Origin of the sequence: Nocardia sp. NPDC050408, from assembly GCF_044458905.1 — a bacterium.
Taxonomy (GTDB): Bacteria; Actinomycetota; Actinomycetes; order Mycobacteriales; family Mycobacteriaceae; genus Nocardia.
Map to the genome: position 1 here is coordinate 51,682 of NZ_JBITIL010000005.1, position 23,200 is coordinate 74,881.

A 23,200-nucleotide genomic window follows, 5' to 3' on the forward strand; every position below is an offset into this window, starting at 1 on the left:
CATCGGCGACTTGGGTTCAATTGCCGCTCCAAGCCGTCCGGAAAGGTGACCTGGCTCCCTCACTCCGGTACGAATCGGACCTCGAAGATGGTCGGCCAGTATTTACCGGTGATCAGGAAGTGGTCCGTGCCGGGTAGTTGGGCGATGCCGTTGAGCACATCGGTGCCCGCGCGGGCGGGCGCGGGCAGCAGGCCGTGCGCGTCGATGACCGCAAGGACATGGCCGGTTTCGGGATCGATGCGCAGGATCTCGTCGGTGGGATAGGAATTGGCGTAGACGGAACCGTCGGCGGCGCAATCGAGTTCGTTGAGCTCGACGCGGTTTCGGGAGGTGAGGGTGACGGTGCCGGTCGGGGCGAAGGTGACCGGATCGCGGAAGGTGAGGGTGTCGGTGCCGTTGCTCATCACCAATTTGTCCGCGCGCGTGCACAGACCCCAGCCCTCGCCGTCGTAGGACGCCCTGGTGCGTTCGGCCAGCGTCGCTGGATCGCGGGCTATCGCCACTCGGTTCTGCCAGGTCAGTTGCCAGAGGGTGGCACCGGCTTTGGTGACACCCTCGCCGAAGTAGGGCGCGGGCAGTCCGGTGCGGGTCAGCTCGTTGCCGGTGGTCAGATCGGTGGCCCGCACGTCCGACGCGCCCGGCATACCGGTGCTTTCGTAGAGCACGTTGCCGGCGACCTCCAGGCCCTCGGTGAACGCCCGCGGATCGTGCGGACGGGTGCCGACCACCTCGATGTGCAGTCGCGGCACAGCGTCGTCGGAGCCGCCACACCCGGTGATTCCGAGCAGGCTGACCAGGACAACGACGGCCAACGAACGCCGATTGCACTCCATACGGCAAAATGTAGGCCGTGAGCGCAGTATCTGTTTCGCAGTCCGGCGTGCGGCCGATCCTTGCCGATGCCGTCGACGTGGCCCGACGTGCGCTCCTGGAGCTGGAGCCGACCGGTGTCGGCGCGCATCTCGGCGTCACCGCCGAGGACGAGACCGCGGCGACCCACCGATTCGAAGCCACGCTGTCCGGTTATCGTGGCTGGCAGTGGGCGGTCGTGGTGGCGGCCCCGCTCGACGCGCGGTACGCGACGGTGAGCGAATCGGCTCTGCTGCCTGGTCCGGACGCGCTGGTCGCACCTGATTTCGTGCCGTGGGAGCAGCGCGTCCGCCCCGGCGATCTGGCGCCCGGTGACCTGCTCGCCCCGCCCGCTGATGATCCGCGGCTGGTGCCCGGCTACGTCGCGAGTGGTGATCCGGCCGTCGACGAGGTCGCGTTGGAAATCGGCCTCGGCCGGACCAAGGTGCTCAGCCGTGAAGGCCGCGAAGAAGCCGCCGAACGCTGGTACTCCGAATACGGCCCCGAAACCGATATGGCCAAAGCCGCCCCCGCCACCTGCGGCCGCTGCGGCTTCTACCTCCCCCTCGCCGGCGCCCTTCGCTCCGCCTTCGGCGTCTGCGGAAACGCCATGGGCGCCGACGGCCACGTAGTCCACGCCGAATACGGCTGCGGCGCGCACTCGGATGTAGAAGTCCCGTCCGGCGGAGGATCGCCGCTGTACGAGGCATTTGACGACGCCGCTTTCGATGTGATTCCGGTAGAGACGCTGCGCAAGTCCACGGAAGCCGCACCGGATGCGGTGACCGAGGATGCCCCGGACACCAGCGAAGCTGCGACCGCCGCCGAACCGACCACGGTCGAGCCGAGCGATCGCGCCGCATCCGATACCGCCGACGAGCCCAGCGACGCAGCGTCGGGCGATGTTGCGACCAGCTCGGTGGAATCGATTGCTGGCGTGTCGGATGACGTTGCTGAGCCGAATGCGCCGGTTGCGCACGATGTCTCGGTGCCTGGCGCGGATAGCGCGGCCAATGCCGGGGCCGTCGAAGATCTGACAGATGATGTCGCTGAGTCAGATGTCGCTGAGTCGACTTCGGTCGAGCCGGGCTTTGGTACATCGAGTGAGCCGCCCAGCGCGGTGGAGCCGGATGTTGCCGCGTCGGGTGATGTTGTGGCTGAGCCGAATTCGGCGGTCGCTGAGGGTTCTGCGGTGCAGAGTGTGGGCATCGAGGCAGGTGAGGCGGCTGACGCAGCCCGGACTGACGCGATCGCCGAGCCGACCTCCCTGGAGCACGGCACTGCTACGCCGGATATCAGCACTCAGTTGACCAGCGCGGTCGAGTCCGACACCGCGGACCTGCCGGGCGATTCTGCGGCAGAGCCGAGCACTTCGGGTGAACCCGATATCGTCGCCCAGGGCGCGCCCGACATGTCCAGCACCGCAGCCACATTCAGCCCTGCCGCTGACGTGGAGCCGAGCCCGGTGATCGAGCCTGCCGCCAACCCGTCGGATGTGGACGACGAGTCGATCAGCGGCGTGGTGTCCGGGGCGGATGCGGCCCAAGGCCCGGCTGACTCGACCCCCGCTCCATCTACCATTGGCGAGGCCGAGCCGAACGACGCGGCTGCCGAGAGCGCAGACTTCGAGGCTACGGCGAGCGCGGACTCGGCAAGCGTCCCCACTTCTGCGGAGCCGACTGCTGAAACTGCTGTGCCGCAGTCGGAATCGGATGCTGGTGGCGCGACTGCGGCCGCCACCGCGCGTGATGCCGCTGGCGCGGCAGTCCACGAGTCGGCGGCGACCATCGGCGTGGAAGGCGGCCTCGCTGCGAGCGAGTCGAGTGTCGACGAGGCTGCGTCGGACGCCGGGGCGGGCGCCGCGGTGACCTCGGGCGTCGAACGCGCGGCTGAGTCGGGCATCGATGCCGCGGGCGAAGCTGAGCCCGTGGTGACAGAACCGAGCATTGAAGCTGCTGGGATGCAGCCGGAATCGGATGCAGACGCGGCCGCTGCGGCGACAGACTTCGCAGACGAAGCCGAAGATTCAGGTGGCGAGGCGGCCGAGGATTACGGCGTGCGTGCGGGCGAAGCTTCCGCTGTTCGTGGTGAGGCGGCGGATGCAGTCGGCACTGCGGACGATGACGGTGGAGCGGACGATGACGGTGGAGATGTCGACGCCGGCGGCCGGGACGCAGGTGCTGATGGCGAGGCCGGTGGGAGTGGGCCCGGGGCTGCGGCTCGGCCGGAGTTCGGGTCATCGCTGCAGGGGTGAGTGCGGCGGGCGTGGCTGCGGATCCGTTCGGGACGGCGGGGCTGCGGGCGGGGGTACTCGCGGCTTGGCGTGATTCGCCTACTCGGTTGCGGGAGGATGCGGCGACCGAGGCGGATCTGGTGCGCGCGGGGTATCGGAATCGGCTGCTGACCGAATTGGCGCAGAACGCCGCGGATGCGGCGGCCAAGTCCGGTGTGGCGGGCCGAGTGGTGGTGCATCTTGTCGACGGTGCCGTGCACATCTCGAATACCGGTGCACCGCTGGATCTCTCGGGCGTACACGCGCTGACCGCACTGCGCGCCTCCGGCAAGGCGGACCCGACCGCGAGCGTCGGCCGCTTCGGCGTCGGTTTCACCGCCGTACGCACGGTAAGTGACGAGATCGAGGTCCGCTCGACCACCGGCTCCATCCGGTTCTCCCACGACCTCACCTGGAAAGCCCTGCGCGACAACGCGATCACCATCCCGGACCGCGCCGAAACCTTCACAGCACCCGTCCTGCGCCTGGTCTGGCCGACCGAGGCCACCCCGCCGGCAGGCGCGGACACCGAGATCGTCCTACACCTGCGTCCCGGCATAGATCCCCAACAGCTACTCGCCGCAATGCGTGCCGAAGCCGTCGACCTCCTCCTGGAACTGCCCGCCCTACAGAGCATCCGAATCGGCGACGACGAAATCGCCAGCACCGTCACCGATCTCCGCAACCAAAAGCCGCACCGGGACGAGCGCGAAGATCCCCACCCCGCGCAGGTCAGTGCGGATTTCGGCGCTGGCGATTCGGATCCGCATGGTCGACACGGCCTGCCAGACGCCAGTGGTGACACCGTCGCGGACCCGAATCGCGTCCGTGCGGACCCGATCGGGCCGCAGTACACCCACGACGTCGAATTCAACAGCACCGATGCAGACCTGAGCGCACGCCTACCAACGGGGCCAGGGCTCAGGGAGTTGCGCATCGATGGCCCCGGATCGGAGCGGCGGGTTTGGTGGGAGTACCGAACTGCCCGGGCACGCTGGTTGCTGCCGCTGCGGGATGGCAGGCCGGTGTCCGCCGCACACGATGTGTTGCGCGCCCCCACGCGATCCGACGAGGAGCTGTCGCTACCGGCGCTACTGATCGCCGACATTCCCATGCAGCCGGATCGGCGACGCGTCCTGCCCGGTGCCCGCCTTGCCGAATTCGCCAAGGGCTACGCCGATTTCGCCCGCGCACTTCCGCCGCGGGACCGCCTCGTCCTGGTTCCCACCCCGGGATTCGCCCGCAGTGAGGTCGACGGCATCCTGCGCGAAGCCCTGATCCGTGAACTACAGACTCACCCCTGGCTCCCGATTGTCACCGCCCGCTCGAAAACCTCGAGCGAAGCCGCCGCACAGTCGGCCTCGGGCGACCCCCGATCAGCCGTTGCGGACCAGGCCTATTCGGTGCGCACGGCCGTTGACAGCGATGCTCTCGGTAGTGAGGACACCGACGTCCGGACTGTCGCGGAAAATTCCGGTAACGGGCGTTCGTCCGAGCTCGAGACAATCGATGACGCGACCGCAGTACCAACGCGAGCAAGCGTATTCACCGGTCTGAGTCCGGAATTGGCCGACCTGCTCGACGACATCGTCGGCCCCCTGGTAGTACCCGAGTTATCAGGGCGCGCACATAGCGAGGCCTTGGGTGTACTGGATGTGCACAGACTGGGACTTGCCCGGCTGGCCGAACTTTCGGGCGGCCTGGAGCGCTCCTCGAAGTGGTGGCAGTCGCTGTATGCCGCGTTGGAGCCATACGTTGTCGATCCGTTGGCCGCCGAGGAACTCGGCGCCGTCGCGGTTCCGCTGGCGGATGGCCGGCTGGTAACCGGTCCGCGCACCGTGGTTCTGGATGATCAGCTCGATGTGGCCATACCGGTGCACTGGGCGCGTTTGGCGCATCCCGAGGCTGTTCATCCGCTTCTCGCGCGACTCGGCGCACGTTCGGCCACCGCCGAGGACCTGTTGAGCGATCCCGGATTACGCTCGGAGCTGGAGGACCAGCCGGGTGATCCCGATACCACCGACGCCGTGCTGCGGCTCGCCGCGTATGCCGATCCGTCGGCACTCCCGTCCTGGCTCGGCCTGCTCGAATTGCCCGACGCCACCGGAGAATTGCTCCCCGCGGACGAATTGCTGCTCCCCGACGCGCCGCTGAGCGCATTGCTGGTGTCGGATTCGCCGTTCGGCACCGTCGCGACGGATCTGGTGGACCGCTACGGTGCCGAGGCGCTGCGTGCCGTAGGCGTCGGCTGGGACTTCAGCATCGTCGTCGAAATCGATCCCACCGGCCCCGACCATCACCTGGACGACGAGGAGCGCTGGTGGTCGGGCCTGCCCGAGGATCCGCCGGAACTGGCCGCCGTCCGCGACCTGGACCTGGTCGACGAGTCATCCTGGCCAGAGGCGCTACGGCAGTTGGCATCCAGTCCGCGCACCCGCAAACTGCTCACCGATTCCGACGGCTACACGGCCTGGTGGTTGCGTAGACACGCGCGCATCAACGGCACCCCCATCGGCCTGCTCCGCCACCCCGCCGACACCGAATTCGCTGGACTGCTCCCCGAATTCGAGTTCTCCGACCTGGAGTCCTTACGCGCGATCCTGGCGAACCCGAATGCCATCACCCAGGAACTGGCCGCCGCACTACTGGACGCGCTCGCGGATCCATCGAAAACCCCTACACCCGGGGTGGTTTCCCGAACCCACGCCCGCCTCGCCGCCGCCGTGGATCATCTCGACTTGACCGAACTCGAACTCCCCGAGCACGTGCGCGCCCTGTCTTCGGCAGTTGTCGACCCCAACGACGTGTGGGTACTCGACCAGCCCTGGTTCGGCCTCGCCGTGCCCGCGGATCGCTTGATAGCAGGCGATGCCGCCACGGCTCCCGCCCTCGCCACCTTGCTCGATCTCCCCATGGTCTCCGATGTGATCACCGCCGAGGTGATGAGCCAGGGACGCCACACCACGTGGTCCGCCGAACCGCTGGGAGTCGTTCTCCGCCAACTGTTCACCCTGCCCGACGAACCAGGCGACCTGGTTCTGCACGAGGACCTCCAGGTCCGGCTGAGCGGCGCACTGGAATCCGTCGTCTCCGTCCCCTGGTGGCGCGACGGCACAACCACCCACATCCAAACCCCGCACCCAGCCTGACTGGCCGGGCCCGAAGGCACAGCCGTAAAGCCGCGCCCTTGCAGGGGATCCCACCTATGTGCCTACAGAGGATCCCGACATGGCGTGCGAATCATCCGGCATCCGTGCACATGTCCCCTACACCGCGTAGTTCGCAACCATCTCGCTGAGCAGATCGAGTTGCCCGCGCACACTTTCGCTGTCGTTGTCGACCAACCAGCGCAACACGACACCGTCGATCACATTCAAGGTGAAGCGGCTCAGCGTCGGCACCGGCACGGACCATCGGCAACCGGTGGCATCGCGCGCATGGTCGAGGATGTCGGCGACGGTGGTGTCGTTGAATGCGTACTGTTCGCGCGCGATCGCGAGTTTCGCGGGAGTCGATTCTCCTTCGCGTAGCGCATATGTCGTGGTTTCGTAGGTGAGTAGTTGTCGTTCCGGTGTGGCTTCAATGTTGAGCCACATCAGTTCGAGTCCAGCGCGCACCAATTTTTGAAGCGCTTCTTTTCCACTTCCGACGTCTTGCCAAACTGTTTCGTTGGCGTCGACGGAATCGCGTAATTCCATCGACAACGCCTTGACCAGCTCGGTCATCAGCGCATCCTTGTTTTCGAAACAGTAATGCACCACACCGAGCGAAACACCGGCTGCCTGAGCGACATCGCGCGTGGTCACGCCCGCGACGCCCTTTTTCTCGGCAAGGCCGATGGCTGCCTCGATAAGGTGGGCCCGTCGTTCTTCGACGCTCAATCGGGAGGACACCCAAGCGAGTTAAGTCCGCAACTCCGCCACAGTCAATTCGCAGGGCCGAAAAATCTCGACTGGACGATTGTCCAGTTGTGTGGTTCGCTTCAACACGGGATCGAAGGGAGACGCGTATGCCGGTGTCACGCAGAACGGTGCTGGCCCGAACCGCGGCGGGATCGGCCGCGTTCGCGGTGGCCACGGTGCCAGGAGTGACCGCGGCACTCGGCGCACCGGCCCCCGAATCAGGTGGCTACCTAATTGGACTCGGTCTTTCCGATATCACCGGCCCGGCCGCCGAATGCGGAATGATGGGCTATTCGCAGTTCGAGCAGCAGACGGCGGGTATCCATCTGCGCCCGCGTGCTCGCGCATTCATCATCGACAGTGGCGCGCGCCGAATCGTGTTCGCGGTAGCGGAGAACGGCATGATTTTCCAGTCGGTGCATCGCGGCGTCATGCTCGAACTCGCGCGCCGCTTCGGTGATCTGTACACCGAACAGAACGTCGTGCTCACCTCGACGCATTCGCATGCGACCTGTGGCGGCTCCAGCAACGATTACGCGTACAACCTGTCGATTCTAGGTTTTCAACAGCAGGTATACGACGCCGAAGTGAACGGCATTGTGGAGGCTATCGCCGCCGCGCATGCGGATCTCGGACCGGGCACGCTTTCGCTGGGTCGCGCCGAACTGCACGACGCAAGTGTCAACCGATCGCGAGTCGCCTTCGAACGCAATCCGGATGTGGATAAACAGCACTTCCCGAATGCCATCGACCCGGCGGTCACCGCGCTGTCATTCGTCAAGGGCGGCAAACAAGTCGGCGCCATCACCTGGTTTGCCACCCACAACACCTCGATGACCAACCAGAATCGACTGATCAGCGCGGATAACAAGGGCTACGCCTCGTTCTCCCATGAACACACCGAGCACGGGGTGCGCTATCTCGATGGTCCGGCCGATTTCATCGCCGCATTCGCGCAGACCAACGCGGGCGATATGTCCCCGAATCTCGATCTGCGACCCGGTTCGGGCCCCACCGAGAACGAGTTCGACAACACCCGCATCCTCGGCGAGCGCCAGTACCACGCATCGAAGACCGCATTATCGAGTGCACAGTCCATCAGCGGTCCGGTCGATTCGATGCTCTGTTATATCGACCTGGCCGATACCGCCGTCGACGGCAGATTCACGCCCGACGGCCAGCCGCGCCACACCGCGCCCGCCGCCGCGGGTGTCTCGCTCATCGCGGGCAGCGTCGAGGACGGTCCGGGTCTGCCGGGTCTCCCGATCCCGGAAGGTGTGCGTAACCCGTTCGTCGATGCACTCGGCGATCCGCGCCAGCCCGCACCGTCCTGGCTCGCGGACGCGCAGGCGCCCAAGGTGATCGTCGTGCCGCTCGGGCTGTTGCCGCCGGTCTCGTGGGTGCCGAATGTGGTGCCGATCCAGATCGTTCGGATCGGTGAGCTGTACTTGGCCTGCGGCGGTGGTGAATTCACCGTTGTCGCCGGATTGCGCATCCGTCGGGCTGTTGCCGCCGCGCTCGGTGTGCCGCTGGAGCAGGTGTTGATGCAGGGCTACGCGAACGCGTACCACGAATACGTCACCACTCCGGAGGAATACGATTCCCAGCAGTACGAGGGCGGCTCAACCCTCTTCGGCCGCTACACATTGCCCGCCTACCAGCAGGAGTTCACACGTCTGGCAACGGCTTTCGCCGCCCGCGGGCAAGTCCCGCGCGGACCGGCTCCACGCGATATATCCAATCTGCAGCCGAACTTCCAACCCGCCGCCGGTCCCGATGCCACACCGTTGGGCCATGGCTTCGGTGATGTCCTGATCCAGCCTGCCGTCTCGTGCGCGCCCGGCGCCCAGGCCGCCGCCGAATTCGTCTCCGCCCACCCCAAACACAACCCCCGCCGCAACGGCACCTTCCTGGAAGTGCAGCGCCGCAACGCATCCGGCGACTGGATCCGCGTCGCCAATGAGGGCGAATGGGCCGTCCGCTTCTACTGGAGCAAGCGCGGACTTGCCGAATCCGTGGCCCGCTTCACCTGGGACATCCCCTCGGACGCCACCCCCGGCGCCTACCGCATGCAGCACTTCGCCGACAGTCTGAGCTCCGATGGCACCCTGCACCCCTTCACCGGCACCACCGACGAGTTCGAAGTGAGCTGAGCGGTCAAAGTCCGGTCTGTGCGCCTTTGTCGCCGCGGCGGGCGCCCCGGCGCTGGATCGCGAAGATCGTGTAGCCGAGCAGGCCGACGGCCAGCCCCATCAGACACAGCGGGCGGGCGGATTCCCAGCGGTCGCTGGTCCACACGACGATTGTGGCGATCAGCCAGAGGGCGCTGCCGACCGCGAGTACCGGCCGTGGATCGGTGAAGCGCGGCGGGATCTGCGGGACATTCTGGGTCACAGTCACAGGGTAGCTGCGGGAACAGGCGATCACCGGCCAGCGTGTCCCGTATCGTTCTGCTCTGTGACAACGCCATCGGATGTTCGAGCTCTCGCGGGTGAGCTGTCGCTCGCGGTGGTGCGCTTGACGCGACATCTGCGGGGGCGGCGCGCCGACGCGCAGATCTCGCTGACGCAGCTCTCCGCACTCGCCACCCTGCACCGGGAAGGGGCGATGACGCCGGGTGCGTTGGCCGCCAAGGAGCGCGTACAGCCACCATCGATGACGCGCGTGATCGCCTCACTCACCGATCTGGAATTGGTGGAGCGCAAGCCGCATCCGACCGATGGCCGCCAGATCATTGTCTCGCTCTCGGATGCGGGCCGCGCACTGATCGCCGATGAAACCAGCGCCCGCGAAGCCTGGATGACCGAACAGCTCTCGACCCTCACCGACGAGCAACTGGTCGTGCTGACCCGCGCCGTCGGCATCATGAAGCAACTCGTCGACGACTCGGAGTAACTGACTCGGAGTAACCGTCCCGTCCCGGGCCCTGGTTGCTAGCGAGGTACGTAGCCGCCGCGGGCGTATTGGGCGCCGAATGGTTGGTCGCTGTCCACGATTTCGCGACCGAGGGGGAACAGCGAGATCGGGATGAGTTTGAGGTTCGCCCAGCCGAAGGGGATGCCGATGATCGAGATGAACAGCGGGATGCTGGTGAACAAGTGGCCCAGCGCCAGCCACCAACCGGCGACGATGAACCAGATGATGTTGCCGATCATCGATCCGACACCCGCGGAAGGCTTTTCGACCGTGGTGCGTCCGAATGGCCAGAGCACATAGGTCGCGATCCGGAACGAGGCGATACCCCAGGGGATCGTGATGATCAGAATGCAGCAGATGATGCCCGCCAGGATGTAGCCGAGCGCCATCCAGAACCCGACAAATACGAGCCATAGGATATTGAGCACCAGCTGAATCGGCTTCATGAATCAAGCATGCCAGGCCACCTCGCATCCGGACATCACTCCGGAGTACGAGGTGGACTCAGGGATATCCCCGATCGGCAGCAGCGGTGGCCATGGCGGTACGTGCGGCCAGAGATCAATCCTTGCGCATCCAGGCGAGCATGATCCGTACCTCGCGGAGTCGCCAGCCCGCCGAGGTCCGCGCTGCCGTGCCGGCCAGTCGGAGCCCGCCGGTTTGGTGCGGGGGTTTGCCGTCGCGGTAGTAGTACACGAGCGAGTTCGCTGAGGCCGCGGCCTGGTCGCCGTCGACATTCACCAGCAGATCGGTGGTCGTGTGCTGAGCGAGCTCACCCTCGACCTGAGACTGTCGAATGAAGTCGGCGACCTTGTCGATGCCTCGGACTTGGATTCGCGGCGAGTGGACCGCCACATCGTCGGTGAAGACAGTGTCGACATCCTCATATCGCACCTCGTCGAGCAGGCGGGCGAAGCGAGTGAACAAGTCGGCGATTTCGATGCGGTCGGCGATCAGAGTGTCCGTGGACGTGGACATGACATCCTCTTTCATTGGTATTGCCAACATTGGCATCGCCAACTATACGAGGTTTTGTTGGTTGCGCCAATGAAGTCTGGTGATGTCGTGGATCACACCGCACGCCTGACGTTGAAGCCGTCGGCTGCTCACCCCGTTGGCAGCGCACGCGCACTGGTCGGCGTCCGACCGCTTCGGCGAAGTGGGCTACCGCATCCTGGCTGCGCTCGACGAGTTCGGACCGGCAGTCAGGCTCAGAAGAACCAGCCGAGCACCGCATCTCGCTCCGCGCCGAATGCCTCATCGAGGTTGCGTAGTTGCACCGCGTCCTTGGCTTGCAGGCGATTGGCGGCAGCGAAGACCCGCGCCGGGTACACGCCGAGGTACATAGAGGCCAGGACGTCGATGCCGAGTTCGAAGTCGGGTGGTCGGGTGGTCGGTGTGCATTCGGCAATGCCGTCGCGCACCGTGAGTGCGAAGGTGCCGCCCGCGTTGCGGAACGGATCCTGCACTGCGAAAACGACATCGAGGTCGCGCAGGTATGAGCGAGCAGTCAGGGCGGCGGGAACATCCATGAGCCGCAACCACAAATCGTCGAAGCGCGCCTTCGTACGCACCAGTCGGTGATCAGTGAGCAGATACGGGAGCGGATCGTTATCGGTGATCGCCGCCTCGACGTGACTGCACAGCTCCAACCCGAATAGCGCCCGCCACAACGCGATTTGCGCTTCCGGGGTCACCGCGCGCATCTCCTCGACCACCGCTGACTTGCCTTGTTCGCGGTGGTGATAGCGATACAGCACATAACCGTCCGGGTGCAGGAATGCGAAGAGCTCGGTGCCGCCGTCGCGGAACGCGGGCGAATCGGCGAGGTCCATCTGCCAGCGGGCTTCGGGTCGTGCCTGCGCACCGGGCACCAAGCGCCGCCACCGGTCGTAGATCGCCCGCACCGCCTCGCCCGCATCGGCCATGGTGCTGAGCACGACACCACCAGGGTTGGGTGCGGACGGCAGGAATTCGATGAACCGCCGATCGATCGAGACCGCGTTCTGCCGAATTGTCGGCCCGTAGCCGAACCGGCCGTAGATGGCGCCCTGACTCGCGGTGAAGATGGTCAACGGGAGCCCAGCCGCCTCGGTGCGCCGATGCTGCTCGGTGTAGATAGCCCGCAGAATTCCGCGCCGTCGGTGCGTCGGCGCAACCGCGACCCCGGCGATCCCGCAGGCCTCGACCGTGCGTTCCCCGGGCACCGTCAGTGTCATCCGAGTGGACCTGGCATGCCCGACGACACGCCCCGCGTCGATGGCGACGATCGCTTCCTCGGTCGGAAAGACCTGCGCCCGCAATTGCGCATATTCCGGTTCGCTGCGCATCCCGAATGCGGTATCGCCGAGCAATTGAATGTCCGCCACGTCATCGTCGGTGGCCGACCGAATGGTGATGCCGGGTATCAGCGTCATCCTTCGACGATCGCACGCCCCCATTCCGCCCGCACTCGAATTTCCACTGTCGCAGACGCTCCGTACACCTCACACACCGACTCGCCACGTAACTCGCCGATGTCCGTGCACGAAGGTCTGCGTCAGGAAAGGCCACCGGTGTCCGGGGAAGCGTCGGGGGACGGCAGGATGTAGCGGTGGCTGATGTGATCGATATCGACGATCCCGCTGATCCGCGGGTCGATGACTTTCGCGATCTGAAGTCGGCGGATCGGCGGCCGGATCTGCCGGGGCGCAAGGGGTTGGTGATCGCGGAGGGGGTGGTGGTCGTCCAGCGGATGTTGGGTTCGCGGTTTCGGCCGAGTGCGTTGCTCGGGGTGGAGAAGCGGCGGGCCGAACTCGCGCAAGAGCTGGCGCGGATCGACGTGCCGTTCTACCGGGCGAGCGCCGAGGTGATGGCGGAGGTGGTCGGATTCCATCTCAATCGCGGGGTGCTCGCGGTGGCGCGCAGGCCCGCGGAATTGAGCGTGCACGACGTCATCGAGCGGGCCCGCACGGTCGCGGTGTTGGAGGGCGTGAACGATCACGAGAATCTCGGCTCGATGTTCCGGAATGCGGCCGGACTCGGCGTCGAAGCGATTTTGTTCGGCGATCGGTGCGCCGATCCGCTGTATCGGCGCGCGGTGCGAGTGTCGATGGGGCATGTGCTGCGGGTGCCGTTCGCGCAACTGCCGAAATGGCCCGAGGGGCTGGATGTGTTGCGGAGCAACGGGTTCCAGATCATCGCGCTCACCCCGAACCCGGCTGCGGTGAATTTGGCTACGGCGATGACCGGGGAGCGGGTGGCGCTGCTGCTCGGCGCGGAGGGGCCCGGATTGACCGAGGAAGCCATGCGGGCCACCGATATTCGTGCCCGCATCCCGATGTCACCAGGCACCGATTCGCTCAATGTGGCGACCGCGGCCGCCATGGCGTTCTATGAGCGGGTGAGGACGTCATGAGGGGGATCCTGTCGTGAGTTACTTCCCGAACGGGGCGTACCGGCCCTATCAGCCGGACCAGGATCCGACACCGTGGGCCGCTGGACTCACCGTCGCGACCATGGTCGCGCTGCTGACGGTCGTCGCGGTGTACGCCTTCGGATCGGCACTGGCGGAAGTGCATCCGCTGCTCGCGATCCTGGTCAACCTCGTCGCGGTCGGCGGCGCCGCTCCCACGGCCTGGCGCTGGCGCCTCGCCCCCGTGACCCGCTGGGTAATCGGTGGGGGCGTGGCCGGCGTGTTGCTCGGTTGGCTGGTCCTGATCATCGGCGGCCTGTCGAGCTAGTGCCGCGTTCAGATAGCTCCTGCCGTATCGAGCCTTGGTTCGGAGAGTTCCATCGAACGCAGTCGAATGGTGGTCGCCCACGCCGCATCGACCGCCACATCACTACGCTCGGCGAACAGCCGGAGCGGGTGGCGCGGCAAGCTATCTAGGACTGGGCACTAGCAGTACTCGTCGACCCCGCTCACGACTTCGCCTCGCGGGCGCTCGGGCTCCGTCGCGTGCCGCAGCGCGCTGGGCTGATGGTTCACTCGCTGACGTTCGCTCACGAGACGCGATCCTTGCCGCGCAGCCAGTGGAGCAGACCTCGTCTCGGTTTCGCGTCGCCGTTCTGCTCTGCCAGCGGGATCAGGTCGGCGGGGTCGGGCGCTTGGCCCTTGGGGTAGAGGGTGAATCCACATACCGCGATATCGCCTGGTACCAGCGCACCTTCGGGGGTGGCGGCGCGGTAGGTGAACCCGAGCCATTCGTTATTGGCGGCGTCGGCGAAATCGGGTGGGTCGAAGGGGAGGGTCTGCGGGTCGGGCAGTTCGCCCGCCTGCCACCGCACCGGATGGTCACCGGCCCAAAACGAACGTTCCCACACCAGCGGAAGGCCGTCGTCTTCCAGGATGTTCACCCGCGTGGAGCTGAACGAGCGCCGGAATTCGCCACGCTCCCAATGGGCGAATGCGCCCCAGCCGTGATGCGCGTCGAACGAGATCAGATAGGTGTGCTCCGAGGCGAGCGGGCGAACCAGCAACTCCGGCAGCGCTGTCGGATGCGCCCGCGCGGCCTGTGCCGAGCACATCACCGTGACCCCGGGATAGCAGCCGATGTACACCTCGTCGGCATCCGGTCCGGCGCAACCGCCCAGCGTGCCGACCATGATCGGCATGACATCGCGGTCCGTGTGCAGCTGTTTCGCCAGTGCGAGCGCGGCTTCGGGATCCGGGTCGTGGTTCGCGCGGAGTACCGCCAACGGATCCTGTGCGTCGACGTACCAGATAGACGAAGCCTTGGACAGCATTTCCGGCACCTCCCGATGGTTGCACCAAACCAGCTCCGCAAACTCTGAGCAACCCACGGCGTCCTCTAGCAACTCCCGCTACCGTGAACCACCCGACGTCGACTTATCAAGTTGTCGACACACCGAAAATCTACCCGCACTGCCGTGCCGACGTCCCCCCTTCCGCATTCGAACACGCCCGCAGCCCCAAGAAATTCGCAGCGACCAATCCCCCGCGCGACCGGAATCAAGATCAGGTGGCACCTATCGCACCACCACCCGGCTCGGCCCCAACGACTTCCATCCAACAACCCCTCCGATCAACTCGACGGTGCTGTTGCAATCACCCCTTGAACCCGAGCGAGAAGCCCCCCGCCATCAGCTCCACCTGATCTTGATCAGGTGATCGCGCCACAGTTCAAGCCGTTGCGCGGATCGTCGGGCTTGTCCGGGTCCCGCGTCAGCGCGGTGGTGTCGTAGCAGACGGCGGAGGCGTTCGGGCCGATGTTCTCCTCGGCCGCTGTGCCTGAAGACGGGATGTGCCTGAAGACGGGGTGTGCCTGAAAATCGGGTGCCTGAACCCGGCAGCCCGAAGTGGGCTATATCCGAAGTACTTATCGCCGCCAGATGTGCGGACCCAACTGTTCCTGGATTTGCCGACTACGCCCTGACCGCTCTCAAAATGGCCGACGCCCGGTATCCGGCTCCGGAGGCCTCGCACCGAGACTTCGGCAAACACCCCGAAACCCCAGCGTGGGAATGAAACTCAGTGCCCTGAGCTACGCACCCCGAGCAACACATCCTCCCAAGACGGCATCGGCGCCTTCCCCCGCTTGGTCCGAGCCGCCTTCGCGGGCGCCTTCTTCGCCGCTTCGTCCGAAGCAGCGGGCTTAGCGGCAGGCTTCGAAGCCTTGGCTGGGGTAGCAGCGGGCGCTGCCGGGACAGCGGCGGGCGCTGCCGGGACAGCGGCGGGCGCGGCCGGGACAGCGGCGGGCGCGGCCGGGACAGCGGCGGGCGCGGCCGGGACAGCGGCGGGCGCGGCCGGGGCGGTGCCCGCACCAGCCGGAGCGCCACCGGCGGCGGGAGCCGTATTCGTCCCCGCGGTGACCGAAGCGGAACCGCTCGCGGCCGGAATGGCATTCGTGCTCGCGGCGGCCGGGATCGCGGCCGCCGCACCACCGGCGCTGACCGGCGTATTGCTACCACCGGCCACGACGGAACGCTGCTCGTAGTACTCGTCCAACGTCGGCTGGGTCCGGGCAGCCGGACGTGCGGGTGCCGCTGCGGCCTCGCGGGCTGGACGCGCCTCGGCCGGACGAGTTTCCACCGGCCGGGTCTCTACCGGCGGTTCGGGCGCCGCCGGCGCCTCGATCTCCGCCTGCGGCGGCAGGATGGTGGCGAGCCCGCGCAGGGCACGGCCGAAGTCGGGATCGATCAGATCCGAGGCCGGATCGTCGAGCGGGGAAACCGAGCCGCCGTGCGCGTCGGGCTGGTAGCGCCAATGCGCCGCGATCTCGGAACGGCCGTTCTGCCATTGCAATTGCGCGACCCAGAAGCCCTTTTCGTCCTTCCAGGCATCCCACTCGGCATTCTCGAGTGTGTGCCCGCGCTCGGTGAACGCGGCGGTGACGATATCGATCAGGATTTCCACGGCCGGACCGTCGGCGCGCACCGGATGCGCCTTCTGCGCGAGTTCGGCGGCGCGGGCCCGTTCCAGCAGCACCGGATAGGCGAATCGCTCCACGCGACTCAGCGGCATACCGGATTCTTCGGTGACCTGTTCAACGGATGCCCCGGCACGGATACGAGCTTGAATATCGCGGGGACGCATAGTTGCTTCCATCTCGATCTCAATCTGGCCGAATCGGGCAAGGTCTCCGCGTGCCGCGGCTCGAAGCTTGTCGTCGGCGGGCAGCCGGTACTTGGTGCCGGTCTCGGTGTCGATGCACACGATGTGCGTGGAGTCGGGCGTCACCCCGATCACTCGAAGTTCACGCACCGTTACCTCCTTATCGCGTCGGCTCGCGACACCGCCCACTTTCCGAAACAGTAGTGCACTACTGATGATCTCGAGGCAAGACACGCGGGGCGGAAATCTGCGAAAGACCCTCCGCGCCCCGCTAATCTGCTCTATTCAACTCGCAGCGCTACAAGAAACAGCGTGTCGAAAGTGGGCGTGTCGCAATAACCGAGCTCGATTTACCCCAGCTTTTCGACAACCCAGTCGATGCTACGCGTCAGCTGCGAAACATCCTCGGGGTCGATGGCGGGGAACATGCCGACGCGCAGCTGGTTGCGGCCGAGCTTGCGGTAGGGCTCGGTGTCCACGATTCCATTGGCGCGCAGCACCTTGGCGACGGCGGCCGCATCGACCGAGTCGGCGAAGTCGATGGTGCCCACGACCTGTGAGCGGTGCGCCGGATCGGCGACGTACGGGGTGGCGAAGGAGCTCGACTCGGCCCAGGAGTACAGCCGCGACGAGGAATCCAGCGTCCGCTTGACCGCCCAGTCCAGCCCGCCGTTGCCGTTGATCCACTCGATCTGGTCGGCGAACAGCAGCAGGGTGCCGAGTGCGGGGGTGTTGTAGGTCTGGTCCTTGGTGCTGTTGTCGATCGCGATCGGCAGCGAAAGGAAGTCCGGAGTCCAGCGACCCGAGGCCTTGATCTCCTCGACCCGGGCCAGCGCGGCCGGGCTCATCAGCGCGACCCACAGGCCGCCGTCGGAGGCAAAGCACTTCTGCGGCGCGAAGTAGTAGACGTCGGCATCGGTGATGTTGACCGGCAGACCGCCCGCGCCGGAGGTGGCATCGATGGCGATCAGCGCGTTCTCCGAACCCGCCGGACGCTGCACCGGGATCGAAACACCGGTGGAGGTTTCGTTGTGCGCCCACCCGATGAGGTCTGCCGACGGGTCCGAAACCGGCTCGGGCGCACTGCCCGGCTCCGCCGAGACCACGATCGGATCGCCGATGAACGGGTTGCCCTTGGCCACCGCGGCGAACTTCGAGCTGAACTCGCCATTGGTCAGGTGCAGCGAGCGCTCGCGGATCAGGCCGAAGGCGGCGGCATCCCAGAACGCCGTGGTGCCACCGTTGCCGAGCACCACTTCGTAGTCGTCGGGCAGCGCGAAAAGTTCGCGCAGGCCGCCGCGCACGCGCGCGACCACATCCTTGACCGGCTTCTGCCGGTGACTGGTTCCGAACACTGAGGCGCCGACGGATACCAGAGACTGCAACTGCTCCGGGCGCACCTTGGAGGGGCCACAGCCGAACCGTCCGTCGGCGGGCTTGAGATCGTCGGGAATGATCGGGAACTCAGCGGTCATGGCCAACAGGGTAGACGGTGGTAATGCTGTGACTCTGACCACACTCCGGCTAACGTTATCGCCTATGAACCTTGCGTCGGCTAACTCCGGGTGGCGAGCACGTAGCAGGGGGCCGCGGAACTTTGGATTGCGCGCGGGTGCGTTATCGAATTCGCAGCGGCGCGAATTGCTCATTCACGGCGTGATGGGCACGGCGACCATCCTCGGTGTGCGTCCGCGACGCAGCGAACCCGGACACGTTTTCTGGGTTCGAGTGCAGGTAGAAGGCGCGCTGCCATACGAGGCCCGGGTGCGGCAGCGGATGCGCGAGGACGACCTGGAGTGGATGCAGCCCGGTGATGTGGTCGGCTGCCGGGTCGATCCGGGCGATCGCGACCGCGTGGTGCTCTACGTGCCCGATATCGCCGAGACCGGCCGGGCGAGCATTTCGAAGATCCTCGCCGACGGCCGCCGCGCCGATGCCACTGTGCTCGCCGCCGCACCGGTCGCCGCCGACTACGCCGGGCGCGACGACCCGGTGCTGCGACTGGATCTCGAACTGCGCGCCTGGGACGAGGTGAAACCGTGGCGCGTGCGCCTGATCCAACCGATACCGCTGGCCGCGATCGGCCTCGTCGACCTCGGCCAACACCTCGAGGTGGCCTTCTTCACAGTCGACCGCGGCGAATCCGTCGCGGTCGACTGGCTTGCCTCCCTCGGCGAGGATTAGCGAGGCGGCTCGATGTTCGAGCCGCCATTTCGCTAACTCTTGGCTTTCACGCGGGCCAGTGCGTGTCCGGTGAGTGCGATGAGCGCGGTCTTGGCGGATTCTCGATCCCTTGCGTCGATCATCATCACCGGAACGTCGGCCGATAGCGAGAGGGCATCGCGGATGGCCTCCTCGGGAAACTTGGGGGCACCTTCGAATTCGTTGACCGCGACCAGGAACGGTAGTCCGAGTTCTTCGAAATAGTCGACCGCGGCGAAACTTTCGTCCACCCGACGGGTGTCGACCAGCAGGATGGCGCCGATCGCACCGAGGCTCAGGTCGTCCCACATGAACCAGAACCGGTGCTGGCCCGGAGTACCGAACAGGTACAACACCAGATCGTCGTTCAGAGTGATCCGGCCGAAATCCATGGCCACCGTGGTGGTGGTCTTATCCGGGACCCCTGAAGTGTCGTCGATTTCGGAGCTCAGATCGGTCATCAGCGCTTCGGTTTTCAGCGGAACGATATCCGAAACCGCGCCGACCAGCGTAGTTTTGCCGACCCCCATCTCGCCGGCTATCACGATTTTCGCCGAGACCGCGCGGGACGTGGTTTCGGGTGGTGCTTGTTCAGGTGCGGTCATCGAACATCCTCGGCTGCAAGGGGTTTCAACTTACCAGTGGCTCTTCCGTCACGTACCCCCCGCTGATACCGGTTCAATCCTGTGCGGATCGCTTCCGGGTCGCGGCGCGTGCTCGCCGCAGATTCCGTTGCCGCCGACCCCGACTCGGCCCCACCCGGCACCAACTGATTCCCTGGATCTCGTTTCGGTAGCCCGGACGTTGTCCTTTCCGTGATCGTGGCATCCGCCGCCCGCTGTGCCGCGGACCAGCCTTCATCCGCCGCCGAATGCCAATTGTCCAAAACCGGTAGCTCCCCTGTAGTCGGATCAGCCAACCACGCCGACATCATGCCGGCGAAAATCGGCGTCGCCGCTTCCCCCTTGGTGGGCTGCGCGGATCCGTTCGACGGGGATTCCGGCGAATCCGCTTCTTCGGATTGGAAGAACGAGGTCGTCTTGGTCACCCGATCCTGCGGACCGGTCGGGGAACCCGAATCGGCCACGCTAGCCGACGGCGTCGGCGCTGCGGACACCGCGGTTGTGCTCGCAGGCTTCGCGGCGGCCCCGCCCGCTTTGCGACGCCCCTTGCGATTGACTCCCGGAACCCGTTTCGGCAGACCATAACTGGTGATCACCGGCGGTGCCGCGGGGGCATCGGCCTCCGGTTCGGCGGGCTTGGGTGCCGCTGACAGCGGCGCACCGATCCGACGTGCCGCAGGCTCGGCCTTGGCCGCGACCGCCTTGGCCGCGGGCTTGGCAACATCCGCGCCTGCCTCGGCCTTCGCCTTGGCAAGACCCTCGCCGGCCTCGGCCTTCGCCCTGGTACCGAGCGTGTCCCGATGCACCGGAATCAACGGCTTCAGCGTCGCCGGATCCTGCGAATCCTGCGACGGCACCTCGATCAGCGCCGGCGGAATGTGCAGGCTCGCGGTGATTCCCGGGCTGAGCGCACGATCGTGGGTCCGGCGCAGCCGAACCGTGATGCCGTGGCGCTCGGCGAGTTTGCCGACGACGAACATGCCCATCTGCCGCGTCGTCGCGACGGTGACCACGGTCGGCACCGCCAACCGCTCGTTGATCTCGTTCAGTTCGTTGGCCACGATGCCGATGCCCTCATCGACGACCTCGATGAGCAGGCCGCCCTCGGAGGTCCGGCTGTAGGCGAAGGTGACATCGCTATCGGGCGGTGACGCCCGCAGCGCGTTCTCCAACATCTCCGCGATCAGATGCACCACATCGGTAGCCGCGATGCCCGCGACCCAACCATCGGGTGTGGCACCGGATTTGACCCGCTGATAGTCCTCGACCTCGGAGACCGCAGCGCGCAGAATATCGCGCACCTCGACCGGTCCGGACCGGTCGTGCCGTGACCGCGTTCCGGCCAGCACCAGCAGATTGGCGCTATTGCGCCGCATGCGCGCGGCCAGGTGATCGAGCCGGAAGAGGTGGCCGAGTCGCTCGGGGTCCTTCTCCTCGAATTCGAGCGCCTCGATCATGCTGAGCTGGCGATCCACCAGCGTCTGGTTGCGTCGCGCCATGGTCTCGAACATGTCGTTGACCTGATCGCGCAGCAGTTGCTGCTGTGCGGCGAGTTTGAGTGCCTGGGTGTGCAAACCGTCTACGGTGCGGGCGATTTCGCCGATCTCCTCACCGGTGTGCACCGGCACCGGTTTCACCTCGATGTCCTCGAGTTGGGCGCCGCGCATGATCCGCTCGACCTCACTCGGAAGGTCCTTATCGGCAAGTTCGCTGGCACCCGCCCGCAGCCTGCGCAGCGGCTGCAGCAGCGAGTGCGCGACCCACAGCGCGAGTGCGAGCGCCGCGATCACGGTCCCGAGCACGACCAGTGAGGCCTGCACGGCCGCGGATCGGGACTCGGCGACCTTGTCGTCGACATCGTGGATGACGCCCTGCACGATCTGGCGCGTCAATCCGGTGAAGACATCGCGGGATTCGATGGCCAGCCGCCGCAACTCCACCAGGTCGACGACGTGGGTGCGCATCGCGACATCGATCATGTCCTTGAGCACGGCGTTATTCGGCCGCACCACCCGATCGAGGTCGGGCTTGGCGGCGGGCATTACCCGTTCGATCGCTTCGCCCATGGCCAGGATGCGTCCCTGCGCGGTTTGAAAACTCTCGGCCTGAGATGGCTGTTGGATCGCCGATATGGCTGCCATCAGCCAGTTGAAGCCCTCGACCTTGCCAGCTAGCACATCGGAGAGCTGCGCCTTCGCGGCAACGACCGAGCTGACGCCGATCGGGGTGAGCAATTTGTCCACGGTGCCGATGGCATCGGCGACGATCGCGTTGTTGAGCTCGATGGCCTTCACCGGATCGCCGCCGCCCTTACCGCCGGAGCGGATGACCTCGCTGGTCGCGGTCATCTGCTTCAGCGCTCTGGCGACCGACGCGTCGATGCCCTTGCGTCCGGCGCGCACCGTGGCTTCGGTAATAGCCGTTGACAATTCGACCAGGTCCTGGTCGGTGGTGGTGCCATAGACCTGCCCACCGGCGACGGTCGAGGCCGCCGATTCGAGTGCGGTGATCGCCGGAATATCGGAGATGCGATCGGCCGCACTGTCGTATTCGGAGTAATCGCGGAAGAAGACCGTCAGGCGCAGACCGCCGAGCAAAATGGCCGCGGCCAGTGGAAGCGCAACGGCCGCGCCGACTTTCCAGCGGACTCGCCATTGCTCGAGATTCCGCCATCGAGTGTGCGCGAAGATTCCCTGCGCCACCCTACATACCGCCTTCCGCTCGGATCCGGCCGATCCGGTCATCTCGCGCTGGCGAAATGCCCGGTGCACGGCCGAAATCCGTCTCACCTTTGTTTTTTCGAGCGACCGTCAGGCGGTCGGCTGACGTCGGGACACCAGTCAGCATCGGTACCATACTGGCTTGCCGCCGAGGGTTGCGCGTTATTGGCGCGATCGCAGGGGCGTGCACTCCATACCGTAATAATTGCACCCCGGGGTTCACCGGCACGATGGTGCGCCGAGCCCGACTACGGGCGGCAACGGGGCTCAGAGATGGACAAAGGTGAACCCCGCAGATCGCAGCGCGGGCAGCGCCGCGGTCATCCCGGCGGCCGTTCCGGAATTCGGTCTGTGCATATGCGCCAGCGAGATCGTGCCGGGCGCGGCGGCTTTCATCGCATTCTGCACCCGTGCCGCGCTCGCGGTGGCGCCGTAATCTGCATTGATGCTGAAACCGACTGGCCGCTCACCCAATTCGTTGACGATCGCGACCGCTACGTCGTCATAGTGCGCGGTACCCGCGCGAAAGAACCGCGGCGGTTTGCCGAGCAGCTTGGTGAGCCGCTCGTGATTGGCCCAGACCTCGTCGACGGCCTCCTGCGGCGAGCCGGTGCCCGGGATTTCGTAGGCGGCCCGGCCGGTTACCGAGAGCGGCTTATGTGCCACACCGTGATTGGCCAGCTCGAACAGCGGATTGGCGGCCAATTGCACGGCGCGATCGGGATTCGCGTCGATCCAGCGTTTATTGAGGAAGAGCGTGGCCGGAATCTGCTGGGAGATGAGCAGATTCAGCAATGTCTCATCGATATCGTTGTTGCCGGGGCCGCCGCACGCGTCGAAGGTGACCGCCATCTGTTTGCCGGTCGCCGCGAAAGTGCTTGTGATGCCGTCCATCTTCATGCCCCACTGGGTCGGTTGCGCACCCGCGTGCCGGGCGGCCACCGCCGTGGGGGAGTTGGCCGCGGGCACCTGCTGCAAGGGAGATCTCGGAATGGCTTGCACGTCAACGGCGTTCGCGGCGGTGGTCGTTCTCGACTGCGCGCCAGTCGTATTGCTCTTATCGGTACTGCAACCAGCGACGAAAGCCGCAGCCGCGGCACCGAATCCGATCAGTCGCCGCCGCGACACATTCCTATCCAGCATTCCCCGTTAACTCTCTC

19 protein-coding genes are annotated in these 23,200 nt (G+C 66.0%); 7 read left to right on the top strand and 12 right to left on the bottom strand.

The window, feature by feature from the left end:
- Positions 1-59: 59 nt before the first annotated feature.
- Entirely contained in the window at positions 60-833 is a 774-nt protein-coding gene (locus ACIBJI_RS16875) for a glutaminyl-peptide cyclotransferase (protein ID WP_397084781.1), read from the bottom strand.
- 17 nt (positions 834-850) lie between these two features.
- Here ACIBJI_RS16875 and ACIBJI_RS16880 point away from each other — a divergent pair, with 17 nt between their 5' ends.
- Both ACIBJI_RS16880 and ACIBJI_RS16885 read left to right on the top strand, forming a co-directional pair.
- Positions 851-3,103, top strand: a complete 2,253-nt coding sequence (locus ACIBJI_RS16880) for a DUF3027 domain-containing protein (RefSeq protein ID WP_397084783.1) — start codon at positions 851-853, stop codon at positions 3,101-3,103.
- An 11-nt stretch (positions 3,104-3,114) separates the two neighbouring features.
- Positions 3,115-6,270, top strand: a complete 3,156-nt coding sequence (locus ACIBJI_RS16885) for a sacsin N-terminal ATP-binding-like domain-containing protein (RefSeq protein ID WP_397084785.1) — start codon at positions 3,115-3,117, stop codon at positions 6,268-6,270.
- Between the two features lie 117 nt (positions 6,271-6,387).
- On the opposite strand, the gene ACIBJI_RS16890 is transcribed toward ACIBJI_RS16885, so the two are convergent.
- Positions 6,388-7,014 carry a TetR/AcrR family transcriptional regulator gene (locus tag ACIBJI_RS16890; protein WP_364347106.1) on the bottom strand — a complete coding sequence of 209 codons (627 nt, stop codon included), beginning with the start codon at positions 7,012-7,014 and terminating at the stop codon, positions 6,388-6,390.
- 116 nt (positions 7,015-7,130) lie between these two features.
- Between ACIBJI_RS16890 and ACIBJI_RS16895 the strand changes: the two genes are divergently transcribed.
- Entirely contained in the window at positions 7,131-9,176 is a 2,046-nt protein-coding gene (locus ACIBJI_RS16895) for a neutral/alkaline ceramidase (RefSeq protein WP_397084787.1), read from the top strand.
- A gap of 4 nt (positions 9,177-9,180) precedes the next feature.
- Here the strand turns inward: ACIBJI_RS16895 and ACIBJI_RS16900 are convergent, their stop codons facing one another.
- Positions 9,181-9,417, bottom strand: a complete 237-nt coding sequence (locus tag ACIBJI_RS16900) for a DUF2530 domain-containing protein (protein WP_364347110.1) — start codon at positions 9,415-9,417, stop codon at positions 9,181-9,183.
- A gap of 63 nt (positions 9,418-9,480) precedes the next feature.
- On the opposite strand from ACIBJI_RS16900, the gene ACIBJI_RS16905 reads away from it, so the two are divergent.
- Positions 9,481-9,918 (top strand): MarR family transcriptional regulator, encoded by a 438-nt coding sequence (locus ACIBJI_RS16905; RefSeq protein ID WP_364347112.1) that lies wholly within the window; start codon positions 9,481-9,483, stop codon positions 9,916-9,918.
- A 38-nt stretch (positions 9,919-9,956) separates the two neighbouring features.
- Here ACIBJI_RS16905 and ACIBJI_RS16910 read toward each other — a convergent pair whose 3' ends face one another.
- From ACIBJI_RS16910 to ACIBJI_RS16920, 3 genes are all read right to left on the bottom strand, one after another.
- On the bottom strand, positions 9,957-10,385 hold the full coding sequence (locus tag ACIBJI_RS16910; RefSeq protein ID WP_364347114.1) for a YccF domain-containing protein: 429 nt from the start codon (positions 10,383-10,385) through the stop codon (positions 9,957-9,959).
- Positions 10,386-10,500: 115 nt separating this feature from the next.
- Positions 10,501-10,917, bottom strand: a complete 417-nt coding sequence (locus tag ACIBJI_RS16915; RefSeq protein ID WP_396959392.1) for a nuclear transport factor 2 family protein — start codon at positions 10,915-10,917, stop codon at positions 10,501-10,503.
- Positions 10,918-11,150: 233 nt separating this feature from the next.
- Complete coding sequence (locus ACIBJI_RS16920) at positions 11,151-12,356, bottom strand: GNAT family N-acetyltransferase (protein ID WP_397084790.1); 1,206 nt, start codon at positions 12,354-12,356, stop codon at positions 11,151-11,153.
- A gap of 176 nt (positions 12,357-12,532) precedes the next feature.
- On the opposite strand from ACIBJI_RS16920, the gene ACIBJI_RS16925 reads away from it, so the two are divergent.
- Together ACIBJI_RS16925 and ACIBJI_RS16930 are read left to right on the top strand one after the other, a co-directional pair.
- Positions 12,533-13,336 carry a TrmH family RNA methyltransferase gene (locus ACIBJI_RS16925; protein ID WP_396959389.1) on the top strand — a complete coding sequence of 268 codons (804 nt, stop codon included), beginning with the start codon at positions 12,533-12,535 and terminating at the stop codon, positions 13,334-13,336.
- 13 nt (positions 13,337-13,349) lie between these two features.
- The gene (locus tag ACIBJI_RS16930) at positions 13,350-13,661 is read left to right on the top strand and encodes a DUF2537 domain-containing protein (protein ID WP_397084792.1); all 312 of its coding nucleotides are present in this window, start codon (positions 13,350-13,352) and stop codon (positions 13,659-13,661) included.
- Between the two features lie 262 nt (positions 13,662-13,923).
- On the opposite strand, the gene ACIBJI_RS16935 is transcribed toward ACIBJI_RS16930, so the two are convergent.
- The 3 genes from ACIBJI_RS16935 to serC form a co-directional block, all read right to left on the bottom strand.
- Positions 13,924-14,667 carry a DUF6928 family protein gene (locus ACIBJI_RS16935; RefSeq protein ID WP_364347124.1) on the bottom strand — a complete coding sequence of 248 codons (744 nt, stop codon included), beginning with the start codon at positions 14,665-14,667 and terminating at the stop codon, positions 13,924-13,926.
- A gap of 745 nt (positions 14,668-15,412) precedes the next feature.
- Complete coding sequence (gene sepH / locus ACIBJI_RS16940) at positions 15,413-16,645, bottom strand: septation protein SepH (protein ID WP_397084794.1); 1,233 nt, start codon at positions 16,643-16,645, stop codon at positions 15,413-15,415.
- Between the two features lie 200 nt (positions 16,646-16,845).
- Entirely contained in the window at positions 16,846-17,970 is a 1,125-nt protein-coding gene (gene serC / locus ACIBJI_RS16945; protein ID WP_364347129.1) for a phosphoserine transaminase, read from the bottom strand.
- Between the two features lie 184 nt (positions 17,971-18,154).
- On the opposite strand from serC, the gene ACIBJI_RS16950 reads away from it, so the two are divergent.
- Positions 18,155-18,679 carry a hypothetical protein gene (locus ACIBJI_RS16950; protein WP_364347131.1) on the top strand — a complete coding sequence of 175 codons (525 nt, stop codon included), beginning with the start codon at positions 18,155-18,157 and terminating at the stop codon, positions 18,677-18,679.
- A gap of 32 nt (positions 18,680-18,711) precedes the next feature.
- Here ACIBJI_RS16950 and ACIBJI_RS16955 read toward each other — a convergent pair whose 3' ends face one another.
- From ACIBJI_RS16955 to ACIBJI_RS16965, 3 genes are all read right to left on the bottom strand, one after another.
- Positions 18,712-19,302 carry an ATP/GTP-binding protein gene (locus tag ACIBJI_RS16955; protein WP_364347133.1) on the bottom strand — a complete coding sequence of 197 codons (591 nt, stop codon included), beginning with the start codon at positions 19,300-19,302 and terminating at the stop codon, positions 18,712-18,714.
- Positions 19,299-22,022 (bottom strand): ATP-binding protein, encoded by a 2,724-nt coding sequence (locus tag ACIBJI_RS16960; protein ID WP_396959381.1) that lies wholly within the window; start codon positions 22,020-22,022, stop codon positions 19,299-19,301. The genes ACIBJI_RS16955 and ACIBJI_RS16960 overlap by 4 nt, the downstream gene beginning before the upstream one ends.
- Positions 22,023-22,307: 285 nt before the next feature.
- Entirely contained in the window at positions 22,308-23,168 is an 861-nt protein-coding gene (locus ACIBJI_RS16965; RefSeq protein WP_397084796.1) for a polysaccharide deacetylase family protein, read from the bottom strand.
- Positions 23,169-23,200 lie beyond the last annotated feature (32 nt).

Bases quoted from the DNA above. Each gene is read 5' to 3' on its own strand.
- ACIBJI_RS16895 (WP_397084787.1), top strand. From the start codon at position 7,131: ATGCCGGTGTCACGCAGAACGGTGCTGGCCCGAACCGCGGCGGGATCG.
- ACIBJI_RS16920 (WP_397084790.1), bottom strand. From the start codon at position 12,356: ATGACGCTGATACCCGGCATCACCATTCGGTCGGCCACCGACGATGAC.
- serC (WP_364347129.1), bottom strand. From the start codon at position 17,970: ATGACCGCTGAGTTCCCGATCATTCCCGACGATCTCAAGCCCGCCGAC.
- ACIBJI_RS16915 (WP_396959392.1), bottom strand. From the start codon at position 10,917: ATGTCCACGTCCACGGACACTCTGATCGCCGACCGCATCGAAATCGCC.
- ACIBJI_RS16910 (WP_364347114.1), bottom strand. From the start codon at position 10,385: ATGAAGCCGATTCAGCTGGTGCTCAATATCCTATGGCTCGTATTTGTC.
- ACIBJI_RS16935 (WP_364347124.1), bottom strand. From the start codon at position 14,667: ATGCTGTCCAAGGCTTCGTCTATCTGGTACGTCGACGCACAGGATCCG.
- ACIBJI_RS16950 (WP_364347131.1), top strand. From the start codon at position 18,155: ATGGGCACGGCGACCATCCTCGGTGTGCGTCCGCGACGCAGCGAACCC.
- ACIBJI_RS16955 (WP_364347133.1), bottom strand. From the start codon at position 19,302: ATGACCGCACCTGAACAAGCACCACCCGAAACCACGTCCCGCGCGGTC.
- ACIBJI_RS16875 (WP_397084781.1), bottom strand. From the start codon at position 833: ATGGAGTGCAATCGGCGTTCGTTGGCCGTCGTTGTCCTGGTCAGCCTG.